The organism is Sporosarcina sp. QA0331, from assembly GCF_055808055.1.
This window is the reverse complement of the sequence record NZ_CM147850.1, coordinates 2,729,925-2,748,031: the sequence shown is the minus strand read 5'-3', so window position 1 is coordinate 2,748,031 and position 18,107 is coordinate 2,729,925. Positions and strand designations below refer to the sequence as shown.

The following is an 18,107-nucleotide window of genomic DNA, read 5'->3' as shown; positions in this document are numbered from 1 at the left end:
TAATTATCGAATCACAAACGAAAACTATAAAAACCGGTTCCAATCATTATGGATAAATGATTGGAGCCGGTTTTTTTAGCTCGAACTCGGGGTAAATGAGTAGCCGAATGGAGAGGGGGAACCTCTCATCCAGCTGTATTTCATATCATCATTTACTTTCAAAGTCACAATCCTTCAATGGAATCAACTTTGTTTTATACTTAACTTTATAAATCATCCAAACGATCAAGAAGAGGGGGAGACCGATATAGGAAACGAGTGCGCCGTTCCAATCGATGTCACCACCCGTAAAGGCTTGGAAATTTTGGCCGGCAATGATGAAGATACATAGGACCAAGGCCAATAAAGGACCGAATGGGAACCATTTTGCGCGATAAGGAAGATCCGATAGCTTACCGCCTTGCGCAATAAAGGCTCTTCTGAAACGGTAGTGACTGATAGCAATACCGAGCCACGTAACAAATCCAGCCATCCCCGATGCGTTCAACAGCCAGACGTAAACAGTACCGTCCCCGAAGAAAGTGGATAGGAAGGCAAGGGAACCGACTAATGTCGTGGCGATCAAAGCGTTGACTGGCACGCCTCTTTTATCCAATTTCCCTAAGAACTTCGGCGCTTTCCCATCACGCGCCAAATCCCAAAGCATACGCGTAGACGCGTACATGCCCGAGTTACCCGCAGATAAGACGGCTGTCAAAATGATGGCATTCATGACAGAAGCGGCAAAAGCGAATCCGGCCCGTTCAAATACGAGTGTGAATGGACTGACGGAAACCGACTCACTTAATAATCGTGCATCTGTATACGGGATAATCATCCCAATGACGAAAATCGCAAAGATGTAGAAAAGAAGGATGCGCCAAAATACGGAGTTCACCGCTTTTGGAATCGTTTTTTCGGGATTTTCACTCTCACCTGCAGCCACTCCAAGTAATTCCGTACCTTGGAATGAAAAGCCTGCAGCCATGAAAATACCCAGTATGGCAAAGAATCCTCCGTTGAACGGTGCATCGTCAATCGTAAAGTTCGTAAAGCCGATCGCTTCGCCGCCCATGATGCCAAAGATCATCAGAAACCCGGTAATAATGAAGATGATGACGGTCACAACTTTAATGAGTGAAAACCAAAATTCGGTTTCTCCAAAACCTTTGACAGACATATAGTTGATGCCGAACATGATCAGAAGGGCAAGCCCGCTCCACAAGAACGAAGGGCTTTCAGGAAACCAGAATTTCATGATCAATACAACAGCTGCCAGTTCCGCGGCAATCGTGATTGCCCAGTTATACCAATAATTCCAACCAATCGCAAACCCGAATGCTGGATCGACGAATCGTGTGGCATATTCTTTGAATGATCCAGCCACCGGCATATAAGCTGCCATCTCCGCAAGGCTCGTCATTAGGAAGTACACCATGATCCCGACAGCGGCATAAGCAACCAACGCCCCTCCAGGCCCAGCAGCATGGATTGCTCCGCCACTTGCCAAGAAAATCCCCGTTCCAATCGAACCTCCAAGAGAAATCATCATCAGATGACGGGCTTTCAATGTTCTTTTCAATTGAGGCGTATTCGTAGATGTTAACTTGTTCTTCATGTTGTCCACTCCTCTTTGTGACGGAAGGTTGTTACATCTATATAGTTTAACCAAATAAAAAACAGCCATCAGGGAAAATCGACGGCTGTTGGATATGTGCGTTAATCCTTCCGAAGATAGTTCTCCACGTTGAAAACGTGACAATGATGTTCCTGTTCGAAAACATCACCAGCATGGATAGCCAATGATCTATCCATACTTCGGCAACTTATCCTTTCAAACGGAGTCAGCAATCTCAGAGAATCTCGTCCGTCCTACTCTTATAAGCAGCAGCCTCTATCCCATCGGTGAATGGGAGTATTAAATTAATGAATAAATTATAGGGCAATATTATTCATAATGCAATGGTAAACATTACACATTCAACTTCTTCTGGAGTATAGAAGTGTGTTAGAATATTTGTAATTCACCATGCGATGAAAGGGGTAATAGATCTATGAAATATAAAGTATCGGAAAACATCGGGTTTCAAGTAGAAAATATCGAGAAAGCTAAATTATTTTATGAAAATGTTTTAGGCTTTAAACAGCCTGAAAAGAGCTTTGTCAATGAGATAGGGTTCCGAACGGACAACAATAACATTTTCTTAATTGAAGGCGATACCAACCTCGGACCCGTATTGGAAGTTTTCGTAGGGGATCTTGAAAAAGCGAAGCAGCATTTATTGGAAAATGGATGTGAGATAGTTCGTTGGGAAGGCAAAGGGAAGGATTGCTATGTGAAAGACCCATTTGGAATGGTTTTTAATGTGTGGGAAGAGAAAAAAATTTAAGAAGTGGGGCTTTTTCATCCGAAAAGAAAACCAACCACGGTAACCCTATAAATAAGTTGACTATGTACGGATTTCATCAAAGGTTCACGGAGTTGCTGAAAAAGGAAATGATCCCCCTTTACGGTTGTAAAGGGAGATCATTGAATTGAATCAATAATAACTAGCGGTACTTCTTAAAGGAATTTGTAGGCAATTCACCAGCTTCGGCGCATTTAATATTTTCTGTTTCCAAACGATGCATAATTTATTTGGTGTGCCAAGTGTCTCGCGCTACTTAATAATCTTCAAGACTTGTTTAAACTCTTTCGCATCCGCTGATTCCAGCAATTCATAAATTGCCATTTCAACGCTTGTTCCGAAAATGCCAAGTGCCTTCATTTTTTCTAGCCCAAGTTGTTTATTTGCCAATGTGCGGGAAGATACGGCATCTTCCACGACTTGTACATCATAGTGAGATTCTTTTAGATCGGCAGCTGTTTGGTAGACACAAATATGCGTTTCGATGCCCGCAATTAGGATTTTCTGTTTTTGCGTTGCTAGCAGCGCATTTTTAAACTCTTCAGTTTTCCAAGCGCTAAACGTCATTTTAGGGATAGATGTAAGTCCTTCCATTTGTTCAGCCACTTCTTCCACGGTAGGCCCTAAACCATCTGGATACTGTTCGAGCCAAATAATCGGCACATCCAAAATCCGCAAACAGCCAATCAGCTTCCTCAAATTATCGATTAACGCCTCACTGTCATGCACAATTCTAGCCAATTTCCCTTGAACATCTACAAGTACAAATACCGTTTGATCTTTTGTGAACATATGAGATTCCAGCCCCCTTTGTATACTTGACTTTGGTTGTTGGGTATTCTTTAACCAATCATACCATTATTCAAAATTATTTTCGGTGCAATCTATAATCTAAATTGGCCGCTGTTGATCATTAACTCAATCTATGTATAACTCTACGGAGCGTTTGTTGCTGCTAACGAGATAAACCCCTAAGATGGAATAGAGCAGGAGGAGAAAATGATGGATAATCGTAAAGTTGGAGAGTTGATTTATAATTTGCGAAAAGAAAAAGGGCTGACACAAAAACAATTAGCCGATCAAATGAACATTTCTGATCGAACAATTTCAAAATGGGAGCGTGGATATGGCTGTCCTGATGTCACGCTATTACCAAGTTTGTCCGCCTTGTTAGGAGTAAATATAGAAAACATTTTAGATGGTGAATTAACGTCGAATGAATTTGTAGGAGGAAATATGAAAAACACGAATTATTTTGTCTGTCCGTCATGCAATAATATTGTACTAGCTACTGGTGATATTACCTTATCTTGCTGTGGAAGGAAATTAGAGCGATTAGCTGCAAAGAAAGCAACAGACGAAGAAAAGCTATCAATTCAAGAAATTGATAATGAATGGTTTATTTCAAGTGATCATCCTATGACAAAAGATCATTATATATCATTTATTGCGGTTGCTACGGGTGATCAAGTTCAGATTATTAAACAGTACCCTGAATGGGGTTTACAAACACGCATCCCGAAACGTAAACATAGCAAACTGTTATGGTATGATACTCAATTGGGTTTATATTATCAGCTTTTGTAATAGTTCAATATATCACAGGTGTTATGACTCAGATATACAAACTCGGTGACCCTTTCCTCAACTAATTCAAATCAAAACTGTTTTAGAACCTAGCGTCCATCCCTAATTATTTCAATTATATACGTACAGTAGGTTGAAGTAGTTCCGAAATATGTACTACAACTCCAAACAGAAAAAACCATTGGAATGAAATTCATTCCAATGGTTTTTGTTGTTGTTTTATAAGTAGGCACGCCTTAGCACCCGCAACAGGGAAGTGGAATGTTTGTATCCTAAACATTCCTTTAGTCGGATTTCAAGCTAATAAGAATTAGCGTGATTCCAGCAAAAAGACAGATCATTCGTGTGAGAGAAATTTTTTCAGCGAGACCGAATAATGCAACCCCAGTAGTGATGATCAACACACAAGGTCCGACAAGAGCCAAAAGTGTGTTGATGTAAAAAGCTTTTTCTAAGTCATTGAACTTGTACATGAAAAGGGCGGCGGTGATGTCCACACTGCCGGAAAAAATCCGCAACAAGATAATTAGTAATAATGCTCTTTCAATCAATTACGATGCCTCTTTTCCTTCTAGGTTCATCCATTCCTATTTTTATTTTCCGGCAGGACTTTTTCTACTATATGAATGTCAGTGTCTGTTCATTATAGGAAGTTCATTTTCGCTAAGAAGGTTTGCGGTCGTTTATGTGACACGGTGTCATGTTTATTGTTGACTTATGACATGCTGTCACCTATAATCGATTTATCGATAAAAGTGACACGGTGTCACTTGTGGACGGGAGGAATAATGCTATGCCAAAACAAACATTTTTCCACTTACCTCAACATAAGCGAGTCACTCTCATTCAAGCTGCTAAAAGGGAATTTTCTCGCGTTCCCTTACACGAAGCGTCAATTGCCAATATTATTAAAGAAGCTGAAATACCAAGAGGGAGTTTTTATCAATATTTTGAAGGGAAAGAAGACCTCTTTTATTATCTGTTAAACCAAATATCAGAGGAAAATAGTGATCGGTTTATTGCTTTCTTGAAGGAGAAAAACGGAGATATATTCGAAACGTTACTTGCTTCATTTCACTTTATGATTCAAAATCACAGGAATCAAGAACATAAAAGCTTTTTCAAAAACGCTTTTCTAAACATGAATTATAAAATGGAAAATATATTAGCGAGCGATATTTACCAAGAGAATAAAAGAAGTCAGTATGTAGAATTGATCAGTTTAATCAATGCCGGAAATTTGAATATAAAAGATGAACGAGAACTTCATCATATTTTTAAAATCGTCATGGCCATCACTTTTCAAAACCTTATTCAAGCGTTCGTAAAAGATTTAACGAATGAAGAGGCTTTACAAAATTATGTTGAGCAAATGGAACTGCTAAAAAGAGGACTAGTCAAGGAAGAGAAAAGTAATGATGAGGACTCTTAAACCAGTGAAGAAGGAAAGCAGCCGTTTACACAACATTATTAAAAAACTACAAAAACAAGGCATTGATGCACAAATATGCAAACGGCCGGATCCTTTAAATTCATGAATAGAAGGGGTATTACAGTATTGGAAAACACAACTTTTGAAGGCCTTGAACTATTGAAGGCAACTAAGAATGAAGTAACAAGGTTTGTGATGACATACAAGTTCGCAATAGACGAAGTGAATACGAAGTTAAACATCTTGAAAGAGGAATTTCAATATATTCATGACTATAACCCCATTGAAAATAGTATCTCGAGAGTAAAGACGCCTGAGAGCATACTTAAGAAAGCATATAGAAAAAAATGCGGCCTTTCATTAGCGTCGATAAAAGAAAATATTAAAGATATAGCAGGGATACGCATTACCTGTTCTTTTATTTCCGATATATATCGAGTGAGTGAAATGATTACAAAGCAACGGGATATCACCGTCATTGAGTGCAAGGATTATATTAAGAACCCTAAACCTAATGGGTATCAAAGCCTTCACCTTATTATTAAAATTCCTGTATTTATGTCGGACAGAGTAGAGCATACATATGTGGAAATCCAAATTAGGACGATCGCAATGGACTTTTGGGCAAGTCTTGAACACAAAATATATTATAAGTTCAATAAGGAAGTTCCCGAGCGAATTACGAGGGAATTAAAGGAAGCCGCCGTCTCTGCTACGGAGTTAGACAAGAAAATGGAAAGGCTCCATGAAGAGGTGAAGGTGATTAAAAGTATGGAGAATGAAGATGAGCATGTAATGAATTCATTGGCGAGTGGAAAAATTACACAGCTTATGGGCTTATTGAATTAAATTTAGGTAAATATAATTAGACAATAATAAGCTGTAGAGTTCAGCATTCTCGAACTCTACAGCTTATTTTATTTATTCACTTCATCTTCATTATATAGTTTAATACGTTCTAGACTAGGATTTTTGCAACAGTAATTGCAAGAATAGATGAAATGTTGATCAAGTAATACTTATTCCAATGGATATGGTAAAGGCCGACAGTATATACTACTATGAGTTATGCAAAAGAAAGGGTGCTTAATATGTATGGTAATAGGATTGTCAAAAACATCATCAGGCCAGAAAGAAACGAGTTGCTTAAACTAAAAAAATACACAACTCCTGATGTTTGCGACGTAATTAGCACTTATGACTGTATGGATAGTAATATTAAGCCTTGGATAGGAAAGGGACAGTTAATTGGTCCAGCTATTACAGTAAAAGTTCCTATCGGTGAAGGCGGCATCATTCCTGAAGCAATTGATTACGCGAAAGAAGGCGATGTAATTGTTATCTCTGGAAAAGGAAATACAAACAGTGCTTATTGGGGAGATCAAAGAAGTAAAAAGGCACTTACTAAAGGAGCTATTGGAGTAATCATCGATGGCGCTTTCAGAGATTTTGATGATTGTGAGAAAGTTGGATTACCTATTTACGCGAAAGGTTTAACGTCTGGTTCCTCCGGTAAATCAGGCATTGGAGAAATCAATGTGCCTATTAGTTGTGGCGGAGTAGTTGTATCGCCGGGAGATATTATCTTCGCAGATTATAATGGGGTCTGTGTCATCCCATCTGAGTATCTTTCAGAGGTTACTGAACGCCTAGAAAAAACATTCTAGAGTTTGGCTTAGTTGATAGTTCCTCAATAAAAATAATCCATCCGTCGAGCAGTAGCTCATAAGGATGGATTTTTTCATACAATCTGATCTAGGGAACCTGCTATTATCAATAGGTAGCGGTGTTTGCTACCTGACTCTTTGTTTTCTCATCCATTGCGTCGCGACCCACTTTTCACCAGTGATGACGGGTGCGCCACCGTGTAAAGTTAAATCATTTAGGTCTTGATCGTTATAGAAGTATTCGAAGTAGACTGCAGTCCCTTTTTTAGGTGATACCGAGAATTTCAGTTTAGGGAAAAAGGTTTCTCCACCTTCTTCTACATCATTTAAATACATCACGAGCGTACTAATTCTATTGTTTGTTACTTTGCTTGTTGATGAAAAGAAATCATAATGAGCTTTATACTGTTGACCAGGTGTATATCGAAGGATTTGAAGACCTTCTCCATGTTCAATAGGTATGTTCATAATCGTTGAGATTCTCTTTTCGATCCTCTCAACAATTTCGTTTTCACTTTCTTCGATAAACATACTGCTACTCGTTCTCAACTCATTTTCTTCGCGTGTCGTTCCAATCTTTGAACGTTTCATTCTGTCAGAAGACAATTTGATCAGTTCATCGCATTCTTCGTCACTTAAAATATTTCCTAAAACGACTACCAAAGGCTCCTCTAATCTAGCGACAATATCAATTTCTCTATCTGTAATGATTTTGCTTCCAACATGATTAAATATTGTTTGCTCTTTATTCTCCGTTATCAACTTCGAACACCTCTTAAACTGTTTAGTTTTCAAAACAAATACGTTTTTGGGCAATAGGTTTACTTGTCATAACGGCTTTCTTGTACGGTTTCCACTTCCTTTTGGAATTAAATTCAATTTATTTTATCACGTTGTTTTATATCTCGTAAAATTTTAACTGAAGGATTTTTTCGGAACTATTTCCCAATTGTACTTTATGGCAAATTAAAAAGGGATTAAAAATGATAAATCATTTTAATCCCTAAAAAATATGGAGAAGCAATCATTTGAGTTCTTACGCCTTTCTTTTCGAGTATAAGAATAGACCTAACAACAGTACTGTTTGTCCAAGAAAAGCAATGGCGTCCCAAAAAGCAGAAGGAGTCGAAGACCGAAGTAAATTAGAAAAAACTTGTGAGTAAGCATAGTAAGCTTGTGGCAGGAAGTAAAAGACAAGTAGACTAAGTGATAACAAAATCCCACCGATATAAAATACGCTGTACATACGTACGATTCGTTGCTCGCCATCAAACGTCTCTGCATCCCTAGAATCACTTCTTAAAAACGGCAGCCATCTGCTTACATACTGCATTCCGCTTTCCATCAAGTTATAACATCCTGTTATATTTTCAACGAAGTAATAGACATCTGTTTTCATGTAGAAACAGCATTGATAGATCGTTTTAATGAAAATATCAAAAACGACTATTCCAAGTATCCCTATTAAAATTGCATTCGCTTCCGGAAAGAGAAGTTGTATTGTTATTGCGATGAAAACACAAGCTTGTTCGAATGACATGCCGGCAAAATATAGGATATTTCTTTGCCTTGGCGCCAGTTTCCATGCTGAAGTTAAGTCTGTTTCAAAAACGACAAATATAAGCCTGTTCCCAATCCCTAACTTAGCGGGTAAATCATAGGATCTGATAGCCAAAATATGTCCGAACTCATGAATGATTATTAAAATGAGGGAAATGAGCATGTAGGTGATGATATTAAGCATCATCGAATCGAATAAAAATATATCTTGATAATGGGGGAATAATCCAGGGTTCCAGATGATCAGTGAAATATTGATCAATACTAAAATGAGATAAATCTTATTCGTTATCCCATTAAAAAAGAAACGTCCGACAGAAGGGGGGATCCATGTAAATCCACCCGAAGCCTGAACTTCTTTTTTTTCAGTGACATTTTCCCCGTCTATCTTTTCAACAAGACCTAATTCGATAAGCTGTCCGCCAAATTCAATCAAGTCTACGTTTTCATTCGGATATTTCTGCTGCAGCTCTGCTTCGATTGCCCCTAATGTTTGGCCTTTATTTATCCTCTCAATCGCATCAATACAAATCACTGGCATTTCAAAAAAGTCACCAGAGACAGGTTCTTCTACGATATAATTCTTCTTATCTTTTTGTATGGATAAAGGATAAAGAGTGATTTGTGATAGCAACGTTAATTTCAAATCCCACCACCGCCCTTTAAAAAATGAAAATGGAATGCTATCACAATAGCATCCCATTTGTAGGATTCCTTAAACTTTTGGAATTAAGAAACACCACCAACATGTTACTTTAACCTTCTTAAGTTTACGGATTTTCATGTTTGCGCCCCTCCTTTGAGGTATGATTCTTATTGTATTGTATAGAGATTGTTATCCAATCCGGATACACTTGTTTAAAAACTTCCACTAATTCAGGATCGAACTGAGATCCTTTTCCATCCACTATTCGTTTATAAGCTTCTTCAAAAGGAAGCGCTGGTCGATAAGACCTTGTGGAAGTCATCGCATCAAAGGCATCTGCAACAGCTGTAATTCTAGCTACTAGTGGTGTTTCTTCTCCCACGAGTCCATCAGGATATCCTTTGCCATCCCATCTTTCATGGTGGTGATAAACGACGGCAATATTGTCACCGATTCCTTCTACATCTTCAATTGCTTTAGCTCCTACGACAGGGTGGGTTTTAATAACTTCATATTCCTCATCTGTTAGTTTACCATGTTTCACCAAAATGGTGTCAGGAATATTTACTTTACCTATGTCATGCAATAAACATGCATAATAAAAATAATGTAATTCAGATTCATTTACTTTCCCTGTTGCTTTTGCAAGACTCATTGCATATTCCGCCACACGCTCGCTATGTCCGCGCGTATAAGGATCTTTTAATTCTAATGTAGCGATAACGCCTTTAACCATACCGGCTAATTGCTCGTCAAAGGAAGTTTTTAATACTTTCACATAAGTTAAGATTCGATGAAGAAGAATGTAAGAAATACCGGCCAATATAATGAGAATAATAACTGGAAATAATATAATAGGATCTTTTACAAATACGCCTACTAGTAAATATTTTAGGATTAATCCTGATGTAATAAGATGGAAAAAACGTTTGTTAATAAAAATTGGTGAAAACATTATAATAACTAACTCGACTAGGTTGCCGCTCGAATAAGAAACTTCTTTGCCAAAGTAATAATAAATATCCGTTACTATGTTCGTAACTAAATACGTTATGACGACAATATACTTAACCTTCTCGGGCTTTCCCTTTTTGAAGAAGTAGATTGTAACAGGTATAAGACAGATAATGACAAAGTGTTTAATGAAATTTAATAGATACCAAACTCCATCTGGTTCTACATTCGCTGTCCACGGAAATAATGGAAACAGGTTATAATAAAAAATATCATATAAAATAAACACAATATAAAATAAGATCATAAATAAAACAGTAGCTCTTTTTTCTTCTTGTAATAAGGATGTATTCTTCATTTTTCTACCCCAGCCAGTACAGCTTTAGGGTGATGTAGTTGTAACTGTCTCATTATGACTAGCTTCCTTCGTGATAGATTTTACTTTATACATTCTTTTATCGGCAATTGTTAATAAATCTGAAGTGTTTTGCCCGTCTTGAAGAGGGGGAAACGCAAAAAAATAAAAGGGAGCCCGATCATGTCTGTACATGATGGGCTCCTTCATTTTGGAGTTTCAATCTAATAGTTTTACCATGGCGACTAATCTATCTTATATATAAAGACGATAGATTTTCAAATAGAATTTTAAGATAGGGGCTATTTATCTGGTTTGAAAAGACTTGTAAATCTTAGTGAGGATTTTAAATAATGATTCTGGATGAAATCTGGCAAGGATCAGGAGAAGCGCCAGAAGCATATGCTTGGTAATTGTTAACGTTATAGATGAGACAAATTATAAGTTCATGTTAGACCGATTTTCCATGTAGAGTATAAACAAGAAGAGAGGATGTGTATTAGTCATTTCCCCTTCTTCTTCTTGTTTGAAAGGTTTGGAACGCGACGGACAAATCGTCCGAGATCAGTTCCTTCGATGTATAATTATCTTGTTTTAAGTTTATGACGTTCCTTCCAATCTTGTCGATAATCATCTTTAGACAATTCAAAAAGGTGTTCATATGGAGCCACATCAATATTCTTTTTATGAAGTTTTTTCCTTAAAAAGCGATGGTCCTTTTTGGGTGTTCCGATTATATAGCCTTCAATAAGTATTTCTTGTGTTATTTTTTTAGCTTCTTTATTTAAGGCGATTTCACCAATTTTACCAGCTATGGTCCTTCTTGCAACGTCTCTAAAAAGCTCTGGGACTGGTGAGACTAAATCTTCCAAAAGGGATTTTTCATCATCGCCCCACATATGCTTTGTTTCGTTAATATAATATTCTTCCCAATCCATATCTGATCTGCCGTCTGCTTTTGGTAACTTCTTTAAAAACTTTCGAAACATAAAAAAACCACCTATTGCCATAAAAACAATTAATACAACACACCAAAACACGATAAAATAGCTAAAGATCATTGACATTATTTATTCACCCGACTTTATTTTTTGATAAAATATGTCTTGAAACGACAGAATCGTTTCGTATAAACAAAACCCCACTGTTCTAAGTGAAGTAACAGTGGGGTGTTTGTTTGTAAATCGGTCCGCATATAAATTTGGCTTACTATGTGTTGCCTATAGTTAACTAAAAACGGTAGTACTATAGAGAGGTTGGAATCCCGTTTTCGGGGCGATGTATGCTTTTGCATTATTCACGGAGATGGGCGCTTCACCGAGCCCAGTCGCGATCAACTTAAATTTGCTATCATAAGTTGTAATGTCGCCTGCTGCATTACTTAATCATTCATTTCCAAACAACACTTTATGCAACTCCAAAGAATTCTTTTGCCTTTAGGATTGATGTAGATTCTTTTGCAGGCACCTCTTCATCAAAATAGATAGCTTCAACCGGACATACTGTCTCACACGCGCCACAATCAATACAGCGATTCGGGTCAATAAGAAATTGGTCGTCTCCAAAAACGATACAATCTACTGGGCAAACATCCACACAAATCCCCGCTTGTTCATGTATGCATGCTGATGTTATAACAAATGACATTCTTTTAACTCCTCTCATGATTTATATCTTCTTGATTTTAGGATAGGCCAGGACAATATTCAGGAGAATGGTTGTAAATATAATGAATCCTATTAAATTAATAACATTGTGTTTAAAGCCGAGTATGTCAAAAAATACATAGAGCAAAACTGGATAGGTTAATGAATATACGGTCATTTTCCATAAAAGTTGATATACTAACTTTCTTTTGGTAATCGCTTTTATTATCATGCCAACAAGCGCAAGAAGTGAAATTCCACTGATTCCTAACAGGATGATGAACAACGAGTATACAAACAAGACCAGTAAAGCTTCTTTTGCAAAATTACCATTGCCTACGGAATTGCTGATAAGTCGTATCCCATTCGGTAATGAAATCAACAGATGAAGGAAAATAATATAAATAAAAAAGTCTTTTGTTTTAATTCGATTCAGTTGGAAATAGTTGCGATTGACTGGCAATAATAGGTTGATTTTTAATGTATGTAATAACCCCATGCCGTTAAGCCTCCATTATAAGTCCATATTAGAATGCTATTATTCTTAATGGAAACTTGCGGGCAATGCACCCATCCCTCTTTGGTGATAAAGTAACGGTGATTTCTTTTCAACAGAGATATTGGATACTTCTCCAATTAGAATTGTATGATCTCCTGCCTCGATTCGGTTATACACTTTGCATTGCAGGGTAGCCGTTGTCCCTTCGATGATAGGCAGGTTGAAATCTGAAAGTTGCCATGTGCAATTTTCAAAACGTTCTTTGCTGTTCATACGGCTCGCGAACAATTTGGCGATATCAGCTTGATTGTCTGCCAATATATTGACGGCAAAATACTGCGTATCCTTGAATGCATCGTACGAAGAACTCTTATTATCAATTGACCACAAGATCAGCAATGGGTCGAGTGACACTGAGGCAAAGGAGTTAACTGTCAATCCCATCGGATTACCTTCTTCGTTAGTTGCAGTAACAACAGTAACACCGGTGGGGTAATTAGCCATTGCTTCTTTAAATGCACTTATCTTATCCAACAATTAATTTCCCTCCCTAAACAGTAGTTGTTCCTTCAATTCCGCACTTGAACGCTCAAAATACCCTTCATCATAATCTTTTAGGTAGTGACTTAATAGCACTAACGATTTATCATCCATATGTGATAGGATAAATTTCCCTTTTAACGACTTATCCATATTGTTCACATGCTCAGGCAACGACTTATATCCAAGCTTGATGCGCCGTTCTTCCCTAGAAACTAATACCTCGCAAGCAGCAGCGCCGTAATAATAAGGGCCAGATCCAATGTTTTGAAGTGTAAGCCATACAATCCAATAAAGTTTAGGATTTGGCCCTGCATGATCTTTATCTGGCTGAAAGCGGACCTTCTTTTCTATTTTGCTTTTCGCATGCAATGCGTCCATGTCGATATAAACGTCATTATTTTCAGGATCAATAATTAGAGGGGTCATATTATCAAGGCTGATTGAACCGATACCGAATCCGCCATCACCGTCGGTTGGATCGCCGCTTAGGATTGTAAATGTCATCTTCTGCTCTTTTTTTCGTTCCGCCAATATGTTTTCCTCCTTTATAACAGACAAGATAATGAACCGAACGGCCGCTTATCTTGTCTCTTTGATGTTTATTTCACTGCTTCATCATATTTTTTAGAGACAGCATCCCAATTAACGATTTTAAAGAAGTTTGTAATGTATTCAGGCCTTCTGTTTTGATAAGACAAATAATAAGCGTGTTCCCAAACATCCAAACCTAGTATTGCTTTGTTGCCTTCAATGATAGGGTTATCTTGATTAGGGGTGCTTGTGATTTCAAGCTGATTATCTTTATTGACGATCAGCCATGCCCATCCAGAGCCGAATCTTCCCGTTGCAGCTTTCGCAAATTCTTCTTTGAACTTTTCAAAACTGCTAAAATTCTTATCGATCGCTTCTGCCAACTCACCTGTCGGTACATTATTTTCAGACGGAGACTTGAGGGTTTCCCAAAACAGCGAGTGGTTTAAATGTCCACCACCATTATTTCGAACTGCCTGCTGAATGGATATTGGCAATGAATCCAAATCCGATAGAAGCTCTTCCAGCGTCTTATTGCTTGCAGCTTCTTGTCCTTCTAATGCTGCATTCAGATTGTTTACATAGGTTTGGTGGTGTTTCCCATGGTGAATCTCCATTGTTTGTTGGTCAATTACTGGTTCTAATGCGTTAAAACCATAACCCAATTCTGGAAGTGTAAAAGTAGACATGTAAATTCCCCCTGTATAATTGTTCATTTTTTATACTTTATAAACCTATTAGTATATAAAGTGTCTATCATGATAATAGGATATGCGATCTACAGAAGTCAACTGTGTTGCCCGCCGCTAAATAAATTGCTTTAACACTAGGGAGAAAATAAATTAGCTGGATAATCCATCTTCATCAAAAATGATGAGAAAATGGCAATGGATATTTCCGTCGGATTTGCATTTTGTTCGCTGCACATTATTCGTATTTAACACTTCTTTAAACATATTCGTTTCGCAATGGCATGCCTGCTTGTATTTTTTAGAAACTTCAAAGATCGGGCAATTGTGTTCAATGAGTTCGAATTGATTGTCGCTTAGTTTAACGACATCAGTGGGAGGGATAAGGTGATTACCCTGAAAATAAATCGATTCCTCTTTTTGTTGTTCAATGATACATGCTCCTTTCATGTCTACCATGGCTCGTATGTTGAAATGCCTCTATAGTAATTACTATACTAAAGAGATTTGGATAAAGTGTGCAGACACAAAGACGTCATCATTTCATGGGAACGCGTGGATTATCCTTTCGTCTGCATATCTTTTTGATAATTATTTTCTATACTAATTGCATGAGGAGAGGAGAACGGACTGTATTGAATAAAATTTCGACAAAACTGGCTGCATACTTTATCATTTCTTTCCTTGTCCTTGAAACGGTTCTAATGATGTATCTGCACCAAAATATTGTTCATACAAGAGTGGATGAAGAATATTCTCGTCTGTTGGCAACGGGCTCCAATCACCGGAACGTCTTAATCGATCATTATTCAGATGAGACGATTACCCACATTGTTTTAATGGAAGCCGAAGGAGACAGGGGAGTTATCATTACCGACAAGAACGGGGATATTATTCGAAGTTCGGATGGAAAGCTGGATGAACTCCTTCCGTCACGCGCCTTCTTACAAAACTCATTGGTTCAAGATGATCGAATCATCAAACAAGAATGGGAAGATTCTCCCTATATCATAAGTGCTCATCCATACAAAATTGACGAGAAGTATTCGGGGTATGTGTTGATGTTTCAAAGCACTGAACCACTAGAACAGCTAGTGCGCAAGCTGAATCTTCATTTCGGCTTAGCAGGTGGAGCAATTATTGTCATCCTGTTTATCATCTATTCGATTTTGTCCAAATTTCTTACTCGCCCTTTGATTCGAATGAAGGAAGCGACAGAGAAATTAAGCGATGGAAATTTCGATGTTAGCCTTCCGGCAGGAGGGAATGATGAGCTTGGCGAATTATCGATTGCGATTCGGAAACTGGCCAATGATTTGGAGAGGATGAAAAAGGAGCGGAATGAGTTTCTTGCATCAATCTCTCATGAATTAAGCACCCCGTTAACCTACTTGATTGGTTATTTGAAAGTGGCTATGAGGCCCGATTTGACTGAAGAGCAGAGAAATCATTATTTAATGATTATCGCTGAAGAATCGAATCGAATGAAGGATTTAATGAAAAACCTAATGGAGTTAGCAAAAATGGATGAATTGACATTTTTAGTTTCAAAGTCGGATTTTTCTGCGCAAAAATTCGGTGAAGATATTTATCGACTTGTCCAACCTTCTTTTGCTTTGAAGAACGTCCATCTGAATTTGATAGCCAACAAGGATTTTCAGATTCATGCAGATCCAGTGAGACTGGAGCAGGTAGTACTGAATCTTTTGGACAATGCGTTAAAGTATTCAAATGAAAACACCACTGTGAGGTTTGAAATTTGCAAAGAACAAAATCGAACGGTCCTTACAGTTGCGGATGAAGGAATCGGAATCCCGGAAGAACAAATCGATATGATTTTCGAGAAGCTTTTCAGAGTCGAAAAATCCCGCTCGAGAACGTTTGGCGGTTCAGGTCTTGGACTCGCTATTGTGAAGGAATTGGTGGAAGCCCATGACGGATCGATCGAAGTGAAAAGTGAGTTAGGCAAAGGGAGCGAATTTACAATTAGGGTGTAAATCGGTAAGGAGTTGAACAAATGCAATCGATTTTGCTGATAGATGACGAACAGAGAATGCTTGACTTACTTGGGTTATTTTTAGAACCCCATGGATTCAACTGTATAAAAGCACTAACCGGAAAAGAAGGACTGGACATCGTAAAGGAAGAAAAGATCGATCTTGTTTTATTGGATGTGATGATGCCTGATCTGGATGGTTGGGAAGTTTGCAAGAAAATACGGGAAATATCGACCATCCCGGTAATTATGCTCACTGCGAGGACAGATAAAGCAGACATCGTAAAAGGTCTTGAATTCGGGGCGGATGATTATATTACAAAACCTTTTGATGAGAGGGAGCTTGTGGCTAGAGTGAATGCATTACTCCGCCGCGCTTCAAGCGAAGTCTCCGAAAACAGCAATACAGTGTACGGAGAATTCACCTTGAATCGGGATTCTTATTCATTGCATTACAAAAACATGGAAGTGCAACTGACGTTAAAGGAATTTTATATTATTGAGGCGTTAATCACTCACCCGAAAAGAACATTTACACGTGAACAGCTTTTACGTACAGCGTGGGACTATAACACCTTCACGGATATTCGGACAGTGGACTCGCATATTCGGAATTTAAGGGAGAAACTAAAAGTTGCAGGTTTCCCGATTCATGACTTCCTATTAACGGTGTGGGGAATCGGATATAAGTGGAACTGATGCGTGAATCTTGGCCAGAAATAGATAAAATGCTGAATAAATTATAGGAGGAGTGATCCTCGATGTATACGTTTTTATCGAAAATTAGCCAAGTCATCACGGAGCCGATTACGGGTCTTATTCATTCGTACGCAGATTTTCCACTCATGTTTGCATTACTGTTAGGGGTGGTTGGCGCTGTTGCACCTTGTCAATTGACAGGGAATATGAGCGCCATCACGCTATACGGCAATCGTACAGTTCAGTTCAAGACTGATTGGCTCGAATTTTTTGCTTTTATTGCAGGAAAGGTTGTCGTTTTCAGCGCATTTGGTCTGTTGGCATGGGTGTTCGGTCAAGCATTCGAATCCAAGATGACGGAATACTTTCCGATTTTCCGTAAAGCGATAGGCCCACTCATCATTTTTACTGGACTTGTCCTATTGGGCATTTTGAAACTGAGAATCTTTCAGCATATGACGATACATATTCCGGTACGAATACGAGAGGGGAAGGTAGGTTCCTTTTTGTTAGGTGCGAGTTTTTCACTTGCATTTTGTCCGACAATGTTTGTTCTGTTTTTCGTTTGGCTCATGCCAATCGTTTCCTCCACCTCGTATGGACTTGTACTCCCCGCTGTCTTTGGGATTGCCACATCGTTTCCCCTGATCCTTCTATTCCTGATGATATGGCTTTTTGAAACAGATCGCCGAATCATGAGGAAAAGTGTGAAAATTGGCCGGGTCATTCAACGTATAGCGGGGTTGCTGCTTGTGTTGATCGGATTATTTGATACGTTGACGTATTGGGGGATCTAACGATTGTCTATATATGACGAACAAAAGAAACCGACATTCAGAATCCACCGTTGCTTTCCATTTCAGGCGGACGCTTTCGAAGCGAACAGCGAAGGGTTCGATTTGTCGTATTTCTGTGT

Annotated in this window: 21 protein-coding genes, 1 pseudogene and 1 riboswitch; of the genes and pseudogenes, 8 read left to right on the top strand and 14 right to left on the bottom strand. The window is 38.3% G+C overall.

All coding sequences use genetic code 11. The features are described from left to right. Positions 1–148: 148 nt before the first annotated feature. The gene (locus AC0L13_RS13925; RefSeq protein WP_473640569.1) at positions 149–1,597 is read right to left on the bottom strand and encodes an amino acid permease; all 1,449 of its coding nucleotides are present in this window, start codon (positions 1,595–1,597) and stop codon (positions 149–151) included. 109 nt (positions 1,598–1,706) lie between these two features. Continuing rightward, positions 1,707–1,884, bottom strand: a riboswitch (Lysine riboswitch). A 149-nt stretch (positions 1,885–2,033) separates the two neighbouring features. Here AC0L13_RS13925 and AC0L13_RS13920 point away from each other — a divergent pair. After that, complete coding sequence (locus tag AC0L13_RS13920; protein WP_473640566.1) at positions 2,034–2,369, top strand: VOC family protein; 336 nt, start codon at positions 2,034–2,036, stop codon at positions 2,367–2,369. Positions 2,370–2,639: 270 nt separating this feature from the next. On the opposite strand, the gene AC0L13_RS13915 is transcribed toward AC0L13_RS13920, so the two are convergent. Then, complete coding sequence (locus AC0L13_RS13915; RefSeq protein ID WP_473640564.1) at positions 2,640–3,179, bottom strand: hydrolase; 540 nt, start codon at positions 3,177–3,179, stop codon at positions 2,640–2,642. Between the two features lie 210 nt (positions 3,180–3,389). Here AC0L13_RS13915 and AC0L13_RS13910 point away from each other — a divergent pair, with 210 nt between their 5' ends. Beyond that, positions 3,390–3,974 carry a helix-turn-helix domain-containing protein gene (locus AC0L13_RS13910; RefSeq protein WP_473640561.1) on the top strand — a complete coding sequence of 195 codons (585 nt, stop codon included), beginning with the start codon at positions 3,390–3,392 and terminating at the stop codon, positions 3,972–3,974. A 284-nt stretch (positions 3,975–4,258) separates the two neighbouring features. Here AC0L13_RS13910 and AC0L13_RS13905 read toward each other — a convergent pair whose 3' ends face one another. Continuing rightward, positions 4,259–4,525, bottom strand: a complete 267-nt coding sequence (locus AC0L13_RS13905; protein WP_473640559.1) for a YqhV family protein — start codon at positions 4,523–4,525, stop codon at positions 4,259–4,261. 242 nt (positions 4,526–4,767) lie between these two features. Here AC0L13_RS13905 and AC0L13_RS13900 point away from each other — a divergent pair, with 242 nt between their 5' ends. The 3 genes from AC0L13_RS13900 to AC0L13_RS13890 all read left to right on the top strand — a co-directional run bounded on the left by AC0L13_RS13900 (position 4,768) and on the right by AC0L13_RS13890 (position 7,073). Further along, positions 4,768–5,406, top strand: coding sequence for a TetR/AcrR family transcriptional regulator (locus AC0L13_RS13900; RefSeq protein ID WP_473640557.1), 639 nt, complete (start codon positions 4,768–4,770; stop codon positions 5,404–5,406). Positions 5,407–5,601: 195 nt separating this feature from the next. Next, complete coding sequence (locus tag AC0L13_RS13895) at positions 5,602–6,255, top strand: GTP pyrophosphokinase (RefSeq protein WP_473647015.1); 654 nt, start codon at positions 5,602–5,604, stop codon at positions 6,253–6,255. Positions 6,256–6,467: 212 nt separating this feature from the next. After that, entirely contained in the window at positions 6,468–7,073 is a 606-nt protein-coding gene (locus AC0L13_RS13890) for an RraA family protein (protein WP_473640555.1), read from the top strand. A 126-nt stretch (positions 7,074–7,199) separates the two neighbouring features. Here AC0L13_RS13890 and AC0L13_RS13885 read toward each other — a convergent pair whose 3' ends face one another. The 11 genes and pseudogenes from AC0L13_RS13885 to AC0L13_RS13835 form a co-directional block, all read right to left on the bottom strand. Next, positions 7,200–7,835, bottom strand: coding sequence for a 2OG-Fe(II) oxygenase (locus AC0L13_RS13885; RefSeq protein WP_473640553.1), 636 nt, complete (start codon positions 7,833–7,835; stop codon positions 7,200–7,202). A gap of 274 nt (positions 7,836–8,109) precedes the next feature. Next, entirely contained in the window at positions 8,110–9,336 is a 1,227-nt protein-coding gene (locus AC0L13_RS13880; RefSeq protein WP_473640551.1) for a PqqD family protein, read from the bottom strand. A 67-nt stretch (positions 9,337–9,403) separates the two neighbouring features. Beyond that, positions 9,404–10,591 carry an HD-GYP domain-containing protein gene (locus AC0L13_RS13875; RefSeq protein WP_473640549.1) on the bottom strand — a complete coding sequence of 396 codons (1,188 nt, stop codon included), beginning with the start codon at positions 10,589–10,591 and terminating at the stop codon, positions 9,404–9,406. A 581-nt stretch (positions 10,592–11,172) separates the two neighbouring features. Continuing rightward, positions 11,173–11,655 (bottom strand): DUF2621 family protein, encoded by a 483-nt coding sequence (locus AC0L13_RS13870; protein WP_473640547.1) that lies wholly within the window; start codon positions 11,653–11,655, stop codon positions 11,173–11,175. Positions 11,656–11,814: 159 nt separating this feature from the next. After that, positions 11,815–11,964 (bottom strand): annotated as a pseudogene (locus tag AC0L13_RS13865) (ferredoxin--NADP(+) reductase); the annotation flags it as partial. A gap of 31 nt (positions 11,965–11,995) precedes the next feature. Beyond that, positions 11,996–12,235 carry an indolepyruvate ferredoxin oxidoreductase subunit alpha gene (locus tag AC0L13_RS13860; RefSeq protein ID WP_473640545.1) on the bottom strand — a complete coding sequence of 80 codons (240 nt, stop codon included), beginning with the start codon at positions 12,233–12,235 and terminating at the stop codon, positions 11,996–11,998. A gap of 21 nt (positions 12,236–12,256) precedes the next feature. Beyond that, positions 12,257–12,733 carry a DUF1189 family protein gene (locus tag AC0L13_RS13855; RefSeq protein ID WP_473640543.1) on the bottom strand — a complete coding sequence of 159 codons (477 nt, stop codon included), beginning with the start codon at positions 12,731–12,733 and terminating at the stop codon, positions 12,257–12,259. A 45-nt stretch (positions 12,734–12,778) separates the two neighbouring features. Then, complete coding sequence (locus AC0L13_RS13850; protein WP_473640541.1) at positions 12,779–13,270, bottom strand: flavin reductase family protein; 492 nt, start codon at positions 13,268–13,270, stop codon at positions 12,779–12,781. Next, positions 13,271–13,807, bottom strand: a complete 537-nt coding sequence (locus AC0L13_RS13845) for a YwhD family protein (RefSeq protein WP_473640539.1) — start codon at positions 13,805–13,807, stop codon at positions 13,271–13,273. Between the two features lie 68 nt (positions 13,808–13,875). Beyond that, complete coding sequence (locus AC0L13_RS13840) at positions 13,876–14,496, bottom strand: superoxide dismutase (protein ID WP_473640537.1); 621 nt, start codon at positions 14,494–14,496, stop codon at positions 13,876–13,878. Between the two features lie 153 nt (positions 14,497–14,649). After that, entirely contained in the window at positions 14,650–14,946 is a 297-nt protein-coding gene (locus AC0L13_RS13835; RefSeq protein ID WP_473640535.1) for a hypothetical protein, read from the bottom strand. A gap of 185 nt (positions 14,947–15,131) precedes the next feature. Between AC0L13_RS13835 and AC0L13_RS13830 the strand changes: the two genes are divergently transcribed. From AC0L13_RS13830 to AC0L13_RS13820, 3 genes are all read left to right on the top strand, one after another. Beyond that, positions 15,132–16,493: a sensor histidine kinase gene (locus tag AC0L13_RS13830; RefSeq protein WP_473640533.1), complete on the top strand. Its 1,362-nt coding sequence runs from the start codon at positions 15,132–15,134 to the stop codon at positions 16,491–16,493. A gap of 20 nt (positions 16,494–16,513) precedes the next feature. Next, the gene (locus AC0L13_RS13825) at positions 16,514–17,191 is read left to right on the top strand and encodes a response regulator transcription factor (RefSeq protein WP_473640531.1); all 678 of its coding nucleotides are present in this window, start codon (positions 16,514–16,516) and stop codon (positions 17,189–17,191) included. Positions 17,192–17,253: 62 nt separating this feature from the next. Next, entirely contained in the window at positions 17,254–17,988 is a 735-nt protein-coding gene (locus tag AC0L13_RS13820) for an urease accessory protein UreH domain-containing protein (protein ID WP_473640529.1), read from the top strand. Positions 17,989–18,107: the final 119 nt, after the last annotated feature.

Excerpts from the sequence above, each read along its gene's own strand:
- AC0L13_RS13925 (WP_473640569.1), bottom strand. The coding sequence starts at position 1,597 with ATGAAGAACAAGTTAACATCTACGAATACGCCTCAATTGAAAAGAACA.
- AC0L13_RS13920 (WP_473640566.1), top strand. The coding sequence starts at position 2,034 with ATGAAATATAAAGTATCGGAAAACATCGGGTTTCAAGTAGAAAATATC.
- AC0L13_RS13915 (WP_473640564.1), bottom strand. The coding sequence starts at position 3,179 with ATGTTCACAAAAGATCAAACGGTATTTGTACTTGTAGATGTTCAAGGG.
- AC0L13_RS13910 (WP_473640561.1), top strand. The coding sequence starts at position 3,390 with ATGGATAATCGTAAAGTTGGAGAGTTGATTTATAATTTGCGAAAAGAA.
- AC0L13_RS13900 (WP_473640557.1), top strand. The coding sequence starts at position 4,768 with ATGCCAAAACAAACATTTTTCCACTTACCTCAACATAAGCGAGTCACT.
- AC0L13_RS13895 (WP_473647015.1), top strand. The coding sequence starts at position 5,602 with ATGACATACAAGTTCGCAATAGACGAAGTGAATACGAAGTTAAACATC.
- AC0L13_RS13890 (WP_473640555.1), top strand. The coding sequence starts at position 6,468 with ATGAGTTATGCAAAAGAAAGGGTGCTTAATATGTATGGTAATAGGATT.
- AC0L13_RS13880 (WP_473640551.1), bottom strand. The coding sequence starts at position 9,336 with ATGGGATGCTATTGTGATAGCATTCCATTTTCATTTTTTAAAGGGCGG.
- AC0L13_RS13875 (WP_473640549.1), bottom strand. The coding sequence starts at position 10,591 with ATGAAGAATACATCCTTATTACAAGAAGAAAAAAGAGCTACTGTTTTA.
- AC0L13_RS13870 (WP_473640547.1), bottom strand. The coding sequence starts at position 11,655 with ATGTCAATGATCTTTAGCTATTTTATCGTGTTTTGGTGTGTTGTATTA.
- AC0L13_RS13860 (WP_473640545.1), bottom strand. The coding sequence starts at position 12,235 with ATGTCATTTGTTATAACATCAGCATGCATACATGAACAAGCGGGGATT.
- AC0L13_RS13855 (WP_473640543.1), bottom strand. The coding sequence starts at position 12,733 with ATGGGGTTATTACATACATTAAAAATCAACCTATTATTGCCAGTCAAT.
- AC0L13_RS13840 (WP_473640537.1), bottom strand. The coding sequence starts at position 14,496 with ATGTCTACTTTTACACTTCCAGAATTGGGTTATGGTTTTAACGCATTA.
- AC0L13_RS13835 (WP_473640535.1), bottom strand. The coding sequence starts at position 14,946 with ATGAAAGGAGCATGTATCATTGAACAACAAAAAGAGGAATCGATTTAT.
- AC0L13_RS13825 (WP_473640531.1), top strand. The coding sequence starts at position 16,514 with ATGCAATCGATTTTGCTGATAGATGACGAACAGAGAATGCTTGACTTA.
- AC0L13_RS13820 (WP_473640529.1), top strand. The coding sequence starts at position 17,254 with ATGTATACGTTTTTATCGAAAATTAGCCAAGTCATCACGGAGCCGATT.